The organism is Dactylosporangium maewongense (assembly GCF_039531485.1).
In the GTDB taxonomy this organism is placed as follows: Bacteria; Actinomycetota; Actinomycetes; order Mycobacteriales; family Micromonosporaceae; genus Dactylosporangium; species Dactylosporangium maewongense.
In genome coordinates, this window is record NZ_BAAAQD010000016.1 from 307,039 (window position 1) to 321,598 (window position 14,560).

14 protein-coding genes are annotated in these 14,560 nt (G+C 69.6%); 6 read left to right on the forward strand and 8 right to left on the reverse strand.

From position 1 onward, the window contains the following. Nucleotides 1-144: 144 nt before the first annotated feature. Together ABD332_RS35895 and ABD332_RS35900 are read right to left on the reverse strand one after the other, a co-directional pair. Nucleotides 145-615, reverse strand: a complete 471-nt coding sequence (locus ABD332_RS35895) for a hypothetical protein (RefSeq protein ID WP_344507175.1) — start codon at nt 613-615, stop codon at nt 145-147. A gap of 447 nt (nt 616-1,062) precedes the next feature. Continuing rightward, complete coding sequence (locus ABD332_RS35900) at nt 1,063-1,776, reverse strand: DUF2625 family protein (protein WP_344507176.1); 714 nt, start codon at nt 1,774-1,776, stop codon at nt 1,063-1,065. Nucleotides 1,777-2,040: 264 nt separating this feature from the next. Between ABD332_RS35900 and ABD332_RS35905 the strand changes: the two genes are divergently transcribed. Next, nucleotides 2,041-2,874 (forward strand): hypothetical protein, encoded by an 834-nt coding sequence (locus ABD332_RS35905; protein WP_344507177.1) that lies wholly within the window; start codon nt 2,041-2,043, stop codon nt 2,872-2,874. 540 nt (nt 2,875-3,414) lie between these two features. On the opposite strand, the gene ABD332_RS35910 is transcribed toward ABD332_RS35905, so the two are convergent. After that, the gene (locus ABD332_RS35910) at nt 3,415-6,105 is read right to left on the reverse strand and encodes a tetratricopeptide repeat protein (RefSeq protein WP_344507178.1); all 2,691 of its coding nucleotides are present in this window, start codon (nt 6,103-6,105) and stop codon (nt 3,415-3,417) included. A gap of 207 nt (nt 6,106-6,312) precedes the next feature. On the opposite strand from ABD332_RS35910, the gene ABD332_RS35915 reads away from it, so the two are divergent. The 4 genes from ABD332_RS35915 to ABD332_RS35930 all read left to right on the forward strand — a co-directional run bounded on the left by ABD332_RS35915 (nt 6,313) and on the right by ABD332_RS35930 (nt 9,954). Further along, complete coding sequence (locus tag ABD332_RS35915) at nt 6,313-6,504, forward strand: hypothetical protein (RefSeq protein WP_344507180.1); 192 nt, start codon at nt 6,313-6,315, stop codon at nt 6,502-6,504. Nucleotides 6,505-6,782: 278 nt separating this feature from the next. Then, complete coding sequence (locus ABD332_RS35920; protein WP_344507182.1) at nt 6,783-7,307, forward strand: SigE family RNA polymerase sigma factor; 525 nt, start codon at nt 6,783-6,785, stop codon at nt 7,305-7,307. Beyond that, nucleotides 7,295-8,530 (forward strand): beta propeller repeat protein, encoded by a 1,236-nt coding sequence (locus ABD332_RS35925; protein ID WP_344507184.1) that lies wholly within the window; start codon nt 7,295-7,297, stop codon nt 8,528-8,530. The genes ABD332_RS35920 and ABD332_RS35925 overlap by 13 nt, the downstream gene beginning before the upstream one ends. Nucleotides 8,531-8,889: 359 nt before the next feature. Further along, nucleotides 8,890-9,954 carry a hypothetical protein gene (locus ABD332_RS35930; RefSeq protein ID WP_344507185.1) on the forward strand — a complete coding sequence of 355 codons (1,065 nt, stop codon included), beginning with the start codon at nt 8,890-8,892 and terminating at the stop codon, nt 9,952-9,954. Nucleotides 9,955-10,104: 150 nt separating this feature from the next. On the opposite strand, the gene ABD332_RS35935 is transcribed toward ABD332_RS35930, so the two are convergent. Continuing rightward, complete coding sequence (locus tag ABD332_RS35935) at nt 10,105-10,788, reverse strand: response regulator (protein ID WP_344507187.1); 684 nt, start codon at nt 10,786-10,788, stop codon at nt 10,105-10,107. Further along, nucleotides 10,785-11,924, reverse strand: coding sequence for a sensor histidine kinase (locus ABD332_RS35940; RefSeq protein WP_344507189.1), 1,140 nt, complete (start codon nt 11,922-11,924; stop codon nt 10,785-10,787). The genes ABD332_RS35935 and ABD332_RS35940 overlap by 4 nt, the downstream gene beginning before the upstream one ends. A 153-nt stretch (nt 11,925-12,077) precedes the next feature. Between ABD332_RS35940 and ABD332_RS35945 the strand changes: the two genes are divergently transcribed. Further along, the gene (locus ABD332_RS35945) at nt 12,078-12,761 is read left to right on the forward strand and encodes a hypothetical protein (protein ID WP_344507191.1); all 684 of its coding nucleotides are present in this window, start codon (nt 12,078-12,080) and stop codon (nt 12,759-12,761) included. Between the two features lie 63 nt (nt 12,762-12,824). Here the strand turns inward: ABD332_RS35945 and ABD332_RS35950 are convergent, their stop codons facing one another. The 3 genes from ABD332_RS35950 to ABD332_RS35960 are packed head-to-tail and all read right to left on the reverse strand — an operon-like array spanning nt 12,825 to nt 14,542. Beyond that, the gene (locus ABD332_RS35950) at nt 12,825-13,403 is read right to left on the reverse strand and encodes a suppressor of fused domain protein (RefSeq protein ID WP_344507193.1); all 579 of its coding nucleotides are present in this window, start codon (nt 13,401-13,403) and stop codon (nt 12,825-12,827) included. A 9-nt stretch (nt 13,404-13,412) separates the two neighbouring features. Then, nucleotides 13,413-14,177, reverse strand: a complete 765-nt coding sequence (locus ABD332_RS35955; RefSeq protein ID WP_344507195.1) for a hypothetical protein — start codon at nt 14,175-14,177, stop codon at nt 13,413-13,415. Next, complete coding sequence (locus tag ABD332_RS35960; RefSeq protein WP_344507196.1) at nt 14,174-14,542, reverse strand: hypothetical protein; 369 nt, start codon at nt 14,540-14,542, stop codon at nt 14,174-14,176. The genes ABD332_RS35955 and ABD332_RS35960 overlap by 4 nt, the downstream gene beginning before the upstream one ends. Nucleotides 14,543-14,560 lie beyond the last annotated feature (18 nt).

A 14,560-nucleotide genomic window follows, 5' to 3' on the forward strand; every position in this document is an offset into this window, starting at 1 on the left:
GGGGTCGGTCAAGCGTCCCGCCGCGGCGGCGCAGCCAGCACCGCCAACAGGGCGTGACCAACGCCGCTCCGGGGCAGGGTCCGGAGGGCGCCGGTGCAGGTCGGTGGCCGGTACGCTGGGCCGGGGTGCGGCCGAGTCGGCTGGTCACCCGCCCGGGGATCGCAGGCGTCCGGCGCGGGTTTTCGCGAGGTTGCGAACCCGCTTCGTGCGGCCGGTCTCGCCCAGCACCGCCAGTACCGCAGCTGAGTCGGCCTCCTCGACCACTTTGCGCTGGAGCCAGTTGGACGCGGCCGCCAATGCCTCACGATCCACCGACTCGCCGGACTGCAGCGTCTTGAACAGCCCCCACTCCTGCACCCGCCGTGCGATGAACCCGTCGGCGCCCACCGCGTCCAGCACCGGCTCCGCCCACGTGGTGAACGACGCCGCCGAGCCCAGCCCTTCGGCCCGGCTGTCCACAAGAGACGTCAGCACCGACTCCGCCATGATCCGGTCAGGCTCGGCGAGCAGAGCTGCGAGCAGCGCCGGGTCGTCATCGGGCCCGCTCTCCCGCACGGCGGCGCTGAGCTGGTGGAATCGGGCGTGCCCGTCGGCCGGGTCGTCGTTGGAGGTCACCCGGCGAGGGTACCGGCACACGAACGCTGCCCGCCGCCGCCGAGGCCCGGGCGGGTCAGTCCGGCGTGCCCGGGGATGCGAGCACGGCGCGGTCGAGGCTGAGTGCGGCGCGGTCGCCTGCGCCGGGGCAGCGCACTCCGGCGCCCGGCGCGCGAATCCATGCCTGACCCGCTGACGGGTCACGTGCCGCGCAGCCCCAAGCCCCAACATCAGCACGTCCTCCAACGGGACGGCCAGCATGCCCCGAGCACCAACACCATGATCGGATGCGCGGACATGCCGCGACTGCTGCGCGTCGGTAGAACCGTGCTGGTCACCACCAGTGACGGCGTCGCCGTCAATGGCGCCGCCATCGCCCGGCGCGTCACCGTTCGTGAGGCGGAGGCTTGCCGTTCTGGTGGTGGGCGGCTGCCGCGCAGGTTGACGTCGGATCGTCGGGGCGGTTGTTCAGTCGACGCGGATGTGCAACGCCGTGGCGTCTGGTTCTTCGGCAAATCGAGCGGCGAACTCGTCCTGCAACGAGAACAGTTCGACTATCGGGGCCGGACCACGGGTGGTTGCGGCGAGGTCCTCGTGCGCTTCGCGGGACCACAGGAACGGGTAGACCGTGATGCCGTGCGACAGCGGCAGCGCGCGGGTCTCCGCCTGCCAGTCCGTCCACCGCAGCGACGCGTAGAACTGCGCTGTACCGCCCTCGGCGATCCATGACAGCCAGGCGCCGTGACCTGCGCCGAGGGGTTCCCATGTCAGCGTGTCGGGGCCGAAGTAGCACACCTCGCCGGCGTTTCCGGGACGACCGAGCGCCGCTGGATCGGCGCCGTTGACCTCGAACCTCCCGCCGAGGACGTCATGACCCACCAAGAGCGAAGCGGGCGGCCGACCATCGCCGGGCAAGCCGTCGGCTTGCGCCAATGACGGCAGGCCAGCCTCATCGCCGCCGCCGAGCACCCTCAGCCAGCCGTCGTCGACGAGCAACCCGCCTGTGTGCAACGCCAAAGCGCCGAGCCGCGACCGGACAGAAACCTGCAGCCGGTACAAGCAGTCCTTACCGGCCCCAGCAGCAGCCGGCAGAATGGTGATCTGCGGATTAGCCAGCAGCTCCGCCTCCAGCGCCGGCCACGCCGGATCTGGCGTCGCCATCAGTTCTTCCACACTGCGCATCCGATCATCATGCCTTGCGCGATGCGCCAACGTGTCGGTGAGCAGTCAACCATAGGATCTTGACGTCCGCTTCTGCCGCCGGTCGGGCGCTATGGCTTGCTGGGCGGTCGTCACAGAACGTCAGCAACGCACCGGGGGCCGAGGCTTCATGTCCTGCCGATGACCGGGACTGTCGGGGTAGGTAACTGGATCGTCGTAGTCCTGTCACGGTGGCAGACTCGGCGCCGTCGTAGCGGGACACACCTTGGACGGTGGAGGCGGACAATGGGCAGCGCGGACGGCACCAGCGGTTCGTGGGCTTTCCTGCGGTTTGAGCATGCGTTCCGGGACGGGCTGCATACGTACACCGCGCGGGCGGATTCGACGCTCGTGAACGAGGTGTGGCGCGGACTTCAAGATCTGGCGCCGTATCCGGACGATCCGGAGCTCAACCCGATGGACCTGTATTGCATCGGCAACTTCGCCGGCGAACGGCTGGCCGTGTGGCGGGCCGTGGCCTGGGCCGTCACCGAAGGCCTGCACCGGTGCGGAATCCCTCACTGGGACCGTGACAATGCCGCGGTGGGACTCGGTGTCGACCGGGATGCGATGCGGTTGGTGCGATGGGAGTACGACCTGGACGTCGCCGACGGCGACCTGGGGTTCGTGCCGGCCAGGGCCAGTGTGCGGATTCATCCGCCGCCGGATCAGTGGGAAATCGACCATGGTGGTTTCGCGGGACTGTTTCCGCTCGCCTCGTTCGATGACCTGACCCGGCTGGACGGTGCCGTCTTCGCCAGCGATCGCGCTCAGGTGACGGTATTCGGCCTCGACGGCGACCGGTTCGACGCGCTCGCCGACGCGCTCAACGCCCCGGACCGTCCAGTGCTGGCTGACATCCTGCGACCTGGCGAGATGGTCGTCAGTCTCGCAACGGTCCGCGATGACTGGATGACCCACTGGACCAACACGCTCACCGTTAGAGCGACCAGCGAGACCGACGTCGTGTACCGCGCCGCCGCGCACTTTGGCGCCGCGTACCAGTGCTATCTCGATGGGCTGGACAGCATGAAGACCCTCGCTGACTTTCGGTCTGCAGCCGCGCTGCTCCTGGCCTGAGCTACCCGGAATACGGCGGCTCATCCTCATCAATCACCGCTTTGACCTTGAAATGTCCGCACTGATCTGCCGCTGCGCGGGTGCTGGTGTCATCGATCGGCGTGACGCACGGTAAGGAAGGGTGACCTCTATGGCGCTGCTTGCCGATCATATGGTGCTGCGATGTCGGCGTACTCCGGCCGCTACTGCGGCACAATCCGTTGCCACACGGACTGACCTCCGGGTGTGTTCTTGTGCGGGTGCGCCGATAACGGCTTGGACCCGCCGTCCGCGAGGCGCTGGAGCGGCCAGACGGCCCCACGCAGCAGTTGCCGCGATTACGCTGCTCGAGTGTCTAAATCCCTACCCCCTTACGGTGTCGCCTGGCCGGGTTCGTCAGCATGTCGGTGATGGCCTTCGGTGTGGCGGGATGCGCGATGCAGCCACAGGCCGATCCGGCACCGTCGCCGCCGCGGTCGCCACTGTGGGTGGCCTCGAGACCGGTACTGTCACTGCAGGACGGTCTATTGAGACGCCTATGTTCGAGATCAGTCAAAGTGTTTATGGTGGCGGCGGGTCGTCGAGCCATTTTCTGATCAGGGTCGTCGCGTCATCGTCCTCGTCGCTGACGTCGGCAATCGTTTCGAGAGCCATCAGCCAGGTGTTCCGGGCTTCGTCGAAACGTCCAACTTGGACCCAGGCCCAGCCGAGCATGGAGCGTGCGATGCGCTCCCAGTAACAGTCGTCGGTTTCATGGAATAGTATGGCGGCTTGCTGAAAAAAATCGATGGCCTCGTCGAAGCGTTGCATTGCATTCAGTACACGGCCGATGCTGTAGAGCACCCCTGCCTCGCCATGGGGATCACTAAGTTCCCGGCAGATTGCAAGGTCGCCTTGATATACTTCGATGGCCTCGTCGAAGCGCTCCAACTCGGCCAGCGTCAGGCCAATGTTATTGAGTGTATACCCAAGGGTCTGGCGGTCTCCGACCTCCTGGCAGATGGCGCCGGCTCGTTGCTGAGCGTCGATGGCCTCAGGGAAACGCTTTAAGTCGTGAAGCGCCAATCCCATGCCGATGAGCGCGGCGCTCTCGCCGCTACGCTCGCCGATTCCTGCGAGGAGGCGAACGGCCCGCTCTTGGGCGGTGAGCGCTTCCTCGTAGAGATCGTTCTCACGCAGGTCTTCGCCGAGGTGGCACCAAGCCCATCCCTCGCCGCGATGGTCTTCGACCTTCTGGAAAAGGGTAATGGCTTGCTGGTGAGCGCTGACAGCGTCATCAAAACGTCGCAGGTCATGAAGAGTTACGCCGAAATGGTTCCAGGCCCTTGCTTCCCCGAGGCGGCCGACCGTTTCGTCGCATCGCTGGAAGGCGCTTATCGCCTCCTGGTGGGCGACGATCGATTCTTCTAATCGTCGCGTTTGACGAAGGGCGATGCCGTAATTGTTTAGTGCTAAACCTTCTCGATGGGGATCGCCAACTTGGCGGGCTAGCCGGATTGCAACAGCGCCGATGGCGGTCCATTCCGCAAACCTCCGACGCAAGGGCAGATAGCACCCAAGAGTGGCGGCCAAGTCAACAGCAGTACTCGGTTGGTCGACAGTGGCGGCGAGGTCCACCGCAGCCTTTAGATTAAGCCACTCGGCGTCAAACCATGCTAAGGCATCCTCTCGGCTGTTGAAGTGATGTGTCACTGGCTGCTCAGGCAGAGCCAGAAGATGTTCGTCAGCCGCACGAGCGGCTGATAGGTAGTAGCGGAGCAACCTCGCTGTCGCAGTGGCGATCTCGTCAGTTCGGCCGGATACTTGTCGGGCATAAAGCCGGACCAGATCGTGCTGCCGCCATCTGCCCCAGGTGGATGTTGGTTCTATGAGGTGAGCGCGAGCAAGATCCTCAAGTATCTGTTCGGCCTCGGAGACGGCAAGGTCTGCCAAGTGAGACACGGCTTCGGTTGAGACATCCGGGCCGGGGTTGACTGGCAGCAGCCGAAACAGCAACGCCTGCCGGTGGTCGAGGCTTTCGTAAGATAGGTCAAACGCGGCCTTCACTGCTCGGTCTTGTCGAGCAAGGCGATCGAGGCGAGTGTGCTCGGCAGCTAACGTACGCGCTAGCGAGGTTACCGGCCGGGTGGCGTGGTCGGCGAGCAGCGCCGCCGCGATCCTTAGCGCCAACGGCAGTCCTGCGCAGAGGTCGGCGACTTTTGCAACCGCATCAGCCTCGTCTTGAACGCGGGTGTCCTCCGGGCCACGGGCCTGATCCAGCAGGCGAGCCAACAGTTGCACGGAAGCGGCGTGGTTCAGTTCGGTCAGATCGTGCAGGCGAGCGCCTACATCGAGGGTATGTCGCGACGTGATCAACGTCGCTGTGACCCCGTCGCTCGGCAGCAACGGAATTACCTGATTGGCGGAGGCGGCGTTGTCAATCACAAGGAGGATCCGCCGTCCGCGCTCGACGTAAGCGGCCAGCACACTGCGGAACAATAGGCTTCGGTCGGCTTCGTCGGCAGGGATGTGCTCACCGCGCATCCCGAATGCTTGCAGCAGGCCCAGTAGCGCGGCGCCAGCAGATAGTTGCCGCTGCGAGTCATAGCCGAACATATCGACGAACAAAACCCCGCCCGGAAACCAGCCGGTCTTCCTTACGGCGCGTTTCGCGATCTGCACTACCAGTTCGGTCTTGCCAACGCCAGCAAGTCCTGCCACGGCCGAGACGAGCACCGGTCCGCCCTCAGCATCGGGAGCGAGGGCTTGTAGCAATAGCCGAAGGTGCCGGTCGCGACCCGTGAACGTTGACGATGTCGGAGGCAGACCACGCAACGCCTGCGCTACCGTCGCCGGCAGCATGACCGTCACGGCGTTGCCCTGCACGACTGTGTTGAACAAGATGCCGCCGGTAATGGCGTTCGGCACTTCAAGCTTGTCGGCCAAACTCACGTCGGCGCCGCGGGCTTGGCGCGGCAATTGCTGCGCGGTGGAGCGCTCGTGGGTCTGTTGTCTCACCTCGCGGGCTGCCTCAGCATGGGCGCGCGCCCGTCGCTGCTCATTGACGGTTGCGCCGAGCGCTTTCGCGATGGCGGCGGCCGCGTCACCGCTGGGAATTTTGCGGCCGCCTATCACCTCACTCACCCAGGTCAGCGACCTGCCAGCCTTCGCTGCGATGGCGCGCAATGGCGGATTTCCGCAGTTGGCTCGCAGGGTGGTCAGCAGGGTCAGCAGTTCTCGGTGGTAGCCGACCGGGACTGGGTCGATCTTCACTGCACCGCCTCGACCTTCACGCCAGGCAGACTATCGGCTCTGTTCACCGCGTTCGTTGTGTTCAGTGCAGGCGGGTGGACATGTGTGCATTCGCCCTGGTCACGGCCATCCGAGCGAAGCCATGTTCGTTACACACCTTGGTGAACAGCCATCTGGACGTCCACTGGAGTCGCAAGCTAGACCGACTCAGATCTGTTGGAGGACCTGATGCCCAGGAAGCCTTGGACCACCCGCACCGCGCTGATCACCACTGTGGCAATGTCGATCGGCGCCGCCGCAGGCGCCGCCGTCGACGCGATCGCCTATCACCTCGGCTATCCCGGCCACGGGATGGGCCTGGTCGCCACCGCGATCACCGCGGTGTGGATGCTGGACAAGCTCAACGCCCTAATCGACTAACCAAATAGCTCCGGTTGCCGCCGAGCTGACCATCTCAGCAACGCTGGGATGGTCAGCGTAAGCCATCGGGTGGGCGCCAAGAATTCTCCGAACATGCCGGTGTCAATGGCGCGTCCGGACTTGATCAGGTGCACGCTCATGCCGCCGTCATGGTGCCGGGCGTCACCGGGCAGAGCTTCGCGGCTGAGTCTATGATCACGCCGGACTTCCGGTGAAAAACTTTGTGGCGGCGGGCAACGCATCGGGGTGATCCAGGCACTTAACGCCGAGGAGGCGGGATGCGACTGGATGACGACGCCCGGCGGCGGTTCGGGGAGTACTTCGCGGCGCGGCACATCGTGGTCCGCCGCACGGCGTATCTGCTGTGCGGCGACTGGCACTGGGCCGACGACCTGACGCAGTCGACGTTCATCAAGGTCGCGGCCGGCTGGCATCGGATCCGCGACGCGCAGTTGCTCGACGCGTACGTGCGCACCTGCTTGGTCCGGACCTTTCTCGCCGATACGCGCAGGTCGTGGCGGCGGCGGGAGCGCTCGTACGCCGATGTGCCGGACGGGGCCGTCGGCGGCGAGGGCGCCGAGTCGAGCGCGAGCCGGATGGTGTTCGCCGCGGCGCTGCAGCAGCTGCCGCCGCGGCAGCGGACGACGATCGTCTGCCGGTACTACCAGGGGCTTGACGTCGCCGAAACCGCCGCGGTGCTCGGGTGCTCGGAGGGGACCGTGAAGAGCCAGACCGCCAAGGCACTCAGTGCCTTGCGGGAGCGGCTCAGCGCGGGGCTGAAGGAGGAGTCGTGTCAGAACTGAGGCATCTGCTGGACGACCTTGCGGGCTCGCCGGCACCGGCGCCGCGCGCCACGTCCGATGCGCTGTTCGACGCCGGGCGGCGGCGCCACCGACGGCGGACGGTGGTCGCGACCGCGCTTGCGACCGTCCCGATCCTCGCAGTGGGGGCCGCGATCGTGTGGCTGCCCGAGCGGCACACCGCCCCGCCGCCCGCCGACAACTCGCCGTCCCCGTCCGTCTCCACGCGGACCGTCACAGTGGGCTGGGCGGAGGTGGCCGATTCGCAGCACGCGTACGCCCGTGCGGCGGACACGATCTTCGGGACCGACGACGGCGGCCGGACCTGGACCGCGCGCAGCAGCCTCGCGGTGCAGGACGTGACGGCATTGAGCGTGGGTGTCGTGCTCACCAGGGCAAATTCGAGCGGCGACGACTCACCGCCGATGCGGCTGAGCACCGACGGCGGCCGCACATTCGCCGACCTGGCGGACGAATCGGCGACGGTACCGGCCGTGCCCGCCGGAGCCGCGGTGCTGTGCCGCGCGCACGTCGCGCTGGCTCCGTGCAAGCTGTCCGCGGTCGACCCGCAGACCCGCCGGATCTCGCCGCTCGCGCACCAACCGGACCTGATCATGCCGTCGGCGTACAACGTCGTCGATCCCTTCGGCCAGATCCAGCCTGGCGGCGACCGCATCGTGGTCGCCGGTCGGGCACAGAACACCGGACGGCCGGCGGTGGCGTTCTCCGACGACCGGGGCCGGACATGGAAGACCCACGCGTTCACCGATCTGCCGTGCACCAAGGACTGCAACGAAAGCATCTCGGTCCAGTCGTCGGCGGACGGCACGACGCTCTACGCGATGGTCGAGGACCGCGAGATATACGAGGACCCCGAAAGGGGGCAGCTGTACGTCTACTCGAAGCACCTCGACGGGAGCTGGACCCGCACCGGCGACGTCATCGCGTACACCCGCACCGAAAGCTTCTACAGGTCGTTCGTCGCCGCGGACGGCACCCTCTTCGTCGGCACGTCCCGCACGCTGCAGGTCGGCACGGAACTCAACTACCTCGAGCTGCGCAACGGCCACTTCGCCCCAGCGGACCTGGACGGCCTCTCACCGACGGCGATGCCAGTACGCCGGAACCGCAGCGGCGACGGGTACTTCGCGCTCGACACGATGGCGTACGCGCTGTACCAGTCGTCGGACGGCCGGCACTGGACCACGTTCCCGCTCATGCGGTAGCCGGCCGCTGCTACGCGTCGCGCCAGCGGGCCGGGAAGGCGCCCAGCTCGGCCTCGTGCTGCCCGACCGGAAGGCGGACAAGTTGGCCGGGTGGGTGCGTGAGCGTCCCGGGGTGCAGGTCGTCTGCTGTGACGGGTCCGCGGCGTATGCCGAGGCGATCCGAACTGGGGCCGCCCGCATCACCCGGACCGGGGTGGCCACGGCCCTGTCCGACCGGGCGGACGCGGGCCATTCCCTCGGTGCGCAGGCGGGTGAGGCGGCGACCCGTGCGCCGGCGACCGAGGCCGGCTTCAGCCACTTCTGGCACGGCGCAGACGCCCTTCAAACTGATCTACGAGATCCGGCTGTAGCCTGCGCAGATGCCACGCACAGTGCGCCCGCCGATCGTCCTCGGCCTGGCCTCGACCGGGACCGCGGTCGCCGGACTCTCGATCCTGCTCTACGCGACCTACGTCGGCGTGCGTGACGCCAGGGTGGTGCGCCACCTGTTCCCGACGCTCACGGCCGAGGCGCTGGCCTTCATGTTGCCCGCGGGCCTGCTCGTCGTGGGCCTGCTGGCGGGGGCGGCGCTGGCCCTGGCCGGCCGGGACGCGGGGCGCTGCGCGCTGGTGTGGCTCTGCGGTATGGGGATCGGTGTGGCGGTGCTGTTCTACATGGGGCATCTGACGGTGCTGTTCAACTGGGACCACGAGGTGTGGATCGGGCCGCCGCGGTGGGTCGGTGGGCTGGGCGCGCTGCTCGCCGTGCTCGGGCTGGTGGCGGGTGCAGTCAGCCTGGGCATCCCGCCGGCCCGCCGGGCCTTCGCCGGAACGCAGGCCCCTCTGGCAGAACCGGAGACCGGCGCCGTGGCCGGCACGGTGGCCAGCGCGGTGGCCGTGCCGGAGCTGCCGGCGTCGTTGCGGGGCGCGGCGGTGTGGCTGCGGGTGGGCGGCGGGTCCGGCGCCGCGGGCAGCGCCGGCGTCGCCGCGCTGAGCGTCGCCGCGGGCGACACGGTCGGCGCAGCCATGGCCGTGTCCGCCGCCGTCGGCGTCCTCGCCTGCGCCGCGGGTGCGGGCGCGGCGGCGACGACGGCTCGGCAGCGCCGCCGCGGCGCGGCCCAGCTGGCCCGTGCCGCGGCGGCGGTGGTGCTGGCCCTGCTGCTGCTCGCCCTGCAGTTGTGCACGATCTACGTCGTCGGGTGGGTGGTCTGGGCCGAGACCACCGGGCCGACCGGCTTCGACCCCGTAGTCGTCCCGATGATCGTGGCCGTCGTGGTCGGCATCGTCGCGACGCTGGCCGGGCTCGCGAGCCTCGCCGATCCGCGCAGCGAGCGGTTCATGGTGCAGCCGCACCGGCCGCAGTACGTCACGTGGGGGTCGTGGGCGCCGGCCGCACAGCGCTCGCCGGAGGAGGCCGCACCGGTGGACGGCTACACGGTGCCCTGACGCAACGGCAGCGGGCCGCCCCTCCTAGGAGTGCCGGCCCAGGTGCTGACGTTCGGTGTTATCGCGGTCGGGTACCCAGCCAGGTAGATCGGCACGCCGATCATGCTGGTGTCGGCCGGGTTGCCGCTCCTCGCGTCCGTCGCGTCTGTGTCACGCACCGCGGGCGGAGCGGGTCGGGTCGTGGCGGAGGCCCGCGTCGTGGGCCACCACGATGGCTTGTGCGCGATCTCTGACGTCGAGCTTGGCGAGGATGTGGCGGACGTGGGTCTTCACCGTCGCCATGCTGATGACGAGGTCGGCGGCGATCTCCATGTTGGACAGGCCGGCGCCGATGCGGCCGAGGACCTCCAGCTCGCGGTCGCTCAGCTCGCGCAGGCCGGGCGGCGGCGACGACGGCGACGACTGCTCCGGGGGGCGGGCGGCGAAGTGGTCCAGGACGCGGGCCAGGACGCTCGGCGCGAGGACGGGCTCGCCGGCCACGGCGCGGCGGATCGCGTCGCTGAGACCGTCGGACGTGACGTCCTTGAGCAGGAAGCCGGCCGCACCGGCCCGCAGGACGTCGAGGACGTGCTGGTCGGTGTCGAACGTGGTCAGCGCCAGCACCCGCGTGCGTCCCCCGGTGTCCTCGACGATCCGCCGGGTCGCCTCGACGCCGTCCATCACCGGCATCCGCAGGTCCATGAGCACCACGTCGGGCCCGTGCGCGGCCACCGCGGCGACCGCCTCAGCGCCGTCGGCCGCCTCCGCGACCACCTCGAAGCCGGCCAGCTCCAGGATGAGCCGCAGCCCGTGCCGCACCAGCACCTGGTCGTCGGCGATGACGACGCTGGTCATGCGGCCGCTCCTGATTGCGGCAGCGTCACATGTACCTCGAAGCGCCCGTCACCCTTGGACGCCGTGAACGTGCCGCCGAGCAGCTCGGCCCGGTGCCGCATGCCGGCGATGCCGCGGCCCTCCCGGTCGCCGGTCCGGCCGCCTTCCGTGGGCCGTGGCGGCGGGCCGGCGGCGTTCGCCGCGGTGACCGTGACCGTGTCCTGGGCCCAGTGCACGTCGACCGTCACGGGCGTGCCGGGTGCGTGCCGGCCGGCGTTGGTCAGGCACTCGCGGACGATCCGGTGGACCGCGAGCCATACCGACGTGTTTCCGGCCCACGGCGTGCCGGTGACGGTGAGCGAGTTGGCGATCCCCGCGTCCCGGGCCCGGCGGGCGAGGTCGGTGAGGCCGGCGGGGGTCGCGTCGGTGGGGTCGGTGGGCGGCGCCACGACGTCCAGCGCGGCGCGGATCTCCCGCAGCGTCCGGTGCGCGGTCTCGCGGATCGCCTCGACGGGCGCGGCGGCCCGGTCGGGGGCGAGCCGCAGCGCCGCCGACGCCGCCTCCGCCTGCACGGCGATCAGCGTCAGCTCGTGGCCGAGGACGTCGTGCAGCTCGCGGGCGACCCTGGCCCGCTCCTCGCTGACCGCGGCCTCCTGCACCTTGCGCTTCTCCGCTTCCAGCTCGCGGGCCAGGTCCAGCAGTGCCTGGTGCTGCTGCCGCTGCCGGCGCACGATGCGCCCGGCGAGGACCGGCGCGACGACGACGAGGACCGAGCCGATCGCCGCCGTCGGCACCTCCGGGCCGAGCAGCGTGCCGACGACGCCCGTCACGCACGCCCACACCGACACCGCCCACACCGCCGCGCGGGGCGCGCCGTAGGCGCCGAGGGCGTAGAACTGCAGCAGCACCGTGACGAAGCCCAGCAGCGGGAACCCGTCCATCGTGATGAGCCAGAACGCGCTGGACACCGCGGCCGCCTCGACCGGGTGCCGGCGGCGCCACGCGAGCGGCAGCGTCGACCCGACGACGAACAGCTCGCCGACCCCCGGCGCGGCGAACGGCAGCACCAGCGCCTGGACGAGCCCGGCGACCGTCAGCACGGCGGTCAGGACGACGTCCAACCGTGTCACGTGCAGCCGGTCCAACCTGGGGTTCACGCGGCGAGCGTAAGCCATGACCAGCGGCGCGGGCCTCATCCCACGGGCTGATCGTCGGAGCAGCCCGTGGGTCGATGCGGGTCGGCCGGCGCCGTTCGTACCGTGGCGGCATCCGCACCTCGCGGACCTTCCGACGAACCTTGAGGAACCACCATGACCTTGACCGAAACCGGCCGTCCACAGGCGCCGGCCGCCGACATGACCCGTGCCAGCACCCGCTTCGGGATCGCCTTCACCGTCTGCCAGTTGCTCGTGATGGTGGCGATGACGGTGTTCGTCCTCCCGCACGCCGGCTCGCAGAGCGACCCCGCGATCGAGCGCGGGCAGAGCGTCTTCGACGCCGCGCAGCTGTACCGCATCGGCAACTTCGCCTTCATGGCCGCGGGCACGCTGCTGCTCGGGTTTCTCGGGGCGGTGCACGTGCGGCTGCGGCGGGCCGACGGCAGCGGGGCCCTCGCCACCGTCGCGGTCGCGGCCGGTGCGCTGCTGGCGCTGATCTGGCCGCTGGGCGGGATGCTGCACGACGTGGCCCTCGAGACCGCCTCCACCGGGGCGGACCTGCGGATCCTCGCGGGGTGGGACTCGGTCGCGCCGTTCGGGCTGGCGTTCTCGGTGTTCGCCCGGGTGTTCTTCGTGGGGGCCATCGCGCTCGCGCTGCGGGCCGGGGGCAGGAACCCGTGGCTGGTCCGCACGGGCGTCGTCATCGTCGTGCTCAGCCTTGCCGGCAGCGCGACCCTGGTGTCAGGTGCGATGTTCCCGCTGCTCGCGGTGAGCACCCTCGCGTTCGAGGTCTGGGTCGGCGTGGTCGCCTGGCGCTGGCTGCGCGACGATCGGTGACGGACCCCGCTCCTGGCCGGTGACGCGCCGGCCAGGAGCGGACCGGGCCGCGGCGGTGCCGGATCAGACGACCGAGCCGCGGTTCACGTCCCAGTACCGCAGGCCCGCCGCCTCGAAGCGCTGTTCGAGCTCCTCCTGACCGTGCGCGAGCTTGAAGTCGCGCTCCGCCTGGGTGATCGGTAGCAGCCACAGGAACTCGACGTGGCGGTCGCCGACGTGGCACAGCTCCAGCTCCGGCCCGAACGGGTACGGCAGGGAGACCAGCAGGTGGTCGCAGCGGGAGCCGGGCAGCCACGGCTCCCCGATCGGGACCGTGTGACCGAGGCCGAGCTGGCCGCCGCGGTGGTAGTACACCATCATCGCGAGCAGCTCGACCGCCCACGGCGTCGCGACCGGCGTGCTGAGGACGAACTCCAGACCGTCGTCACGCTCGGCGGTGGCGGCCCAGCCGCCCGTCGACACGTACTCCCACAGCCCGCCGGGCTCAGCGGGCGCGACCCGCAGCACCCGGAAGTGCGGGTTCACGGCCCGGATCGGCCCCGCCTCCCACGTCAGCACCTCGACGCCACGGGGACTGAAGAACCGCCGGACGTGCTCCTCCAGCGCACCGCACACGTCGTCACACGGCGGGAGATCGACCACCGCAGCAGCCTACGGCTGGGGCATGCGGTCGTCAGCGCCGAACTCGCCCGGGAAGGCGTCGAACCGGCGCGCCACCGCGGCCCGGATCAGCCCGGCGTCGTCGCCGAACGGGCCTGAACAGGCCTGGTACCTCTCGTGGAGCCGCCGCCAGTCGATATCCTCGTCCGCGTGGATCTCACGGATGACAGCGGCGAGATCGGGCAGGTCGAGGTGGTCCGCGCCGAGGGCGGCGTCCTCTGCCAACTCTGGCGAGAAGCCGTTGGCCTGTGCCTCGTTGTGGAACAGCATGAGGTGTTTGACATGGAGCAGGGCGGCGGGCGCGTCCGGTGGGGCGGCGTAGGCACGGTCGATCAGGGCTTCGACGACGTCGCCGAGCCGCTCGTGCAGCGGGTCGTGCAGCCAGCATGGCACCGCCCGCCAGGAGTGCGCGGCCCGCAGCCGCTCCGGGTCGTCGACGCCCTGGAGGGCCTCGAGGCCTCGCCGGCGGGGCACGACGGCGCCGGCGGGCACGGCCGTCCGCACGCCGGACAGGGGCACCGACGTGTCGTCGTTGCCGGGCTCGACCAGGAACTCGTCGGTCCCACCCGAGCGCAGCATGACCAGGCAGTGGGCGTCGCCGACGAGGAACACGATCACCGCGGCCGTGGCGGTGGCGCAGCGGAAGGCCGACTCCGGGCCCGCCTCCGGGGAGTCGTAGACGGCCGCGAGGTCGTCCGGGTGCACGTCCCGGTCCTCGCCCGGATCGCCGAGCGGGCGGAACCAGCAGGTCGTCACTTCAGCCAGCGGAGGGCGGCTTCGGCGGTGTCCTCGGGGGTGCTGTTGAAGGCGATCGCCGCCGCCGGGGCGTGCCGGCGGACCAGGTTGACGGCCTGCTCGAACAGGAGCAGGAGGGGCTCGTGCTTGCGGATGCCGCCGCCGACCACGACGCAGGTGTAGGGCTTGGCGGTCAGGGCCTCGGTCATCGCGGTGGCGGGGTCCTCGTCGGGGGCGAGGAGGCACAGGTCGGCCTCGATGCCGTGCTCGGCGAAGTGGGCCTGGCCGCGGGCGATCGCCGCGACGACGGGCTCGGGGTCCCAGCCGGGGATCCGTTCGGGGTCGAGCCCGATCACCAGCACAGGTCCCCGCGACACGTCATCCACGACCTCGATCGTGCCACA

Coding starts and splice junctions, on each gene's coding strand:
- ABD332_RS35900 (WP_344507176.1), bottom strand. CDS start 1,776: ATGCGCAGTGTGGAAGAACTGATGGCGACGCCAGATCCGGCGTGGCCG.
- ABD332_RS35945 (WP_344507191.1), top strand. CDS start 12,078: ATGACCTTGACCGAAACCGGCCGTCCACAGGCGCCGGCCGCCGACATG.
- ABD332_RS35905 (WP_344507177.1), top strand. CDS start 2,041: ATGGGCAGCGCGGACGGCACCAGCGGTTCGTGGGCTTTCCTGCGGTTT.
- ABD332_RS35920 (WP_344507182.1), top strand. CDS start 6,783: ATGCGACTGGATGACGACGCCCGGCGGCGGTTCGGGGAGTACTTCGCG.
- ABD332_RS35915 (WP_344507180.1), top strand. CDS start 6,313: ATGCCCAGGAAGCCTTGGACCACCCGCACCGCGCTGATCACCACTGTG.
- ABD332_RS35935 (WP_344507187.1), bottom strand. CDS start 10,788: ATGACCAGCGTCGTCATCGCCGACGACCAGGTGCTGGTGCGGCACGGG.
- ABD332_RS35930 (WP_344507185.1), top strand. CDS start 8,890: ATGCCACGCACAGTGCGCCCGCCGATCGTCCTCGGCCTGGCCTCGACC.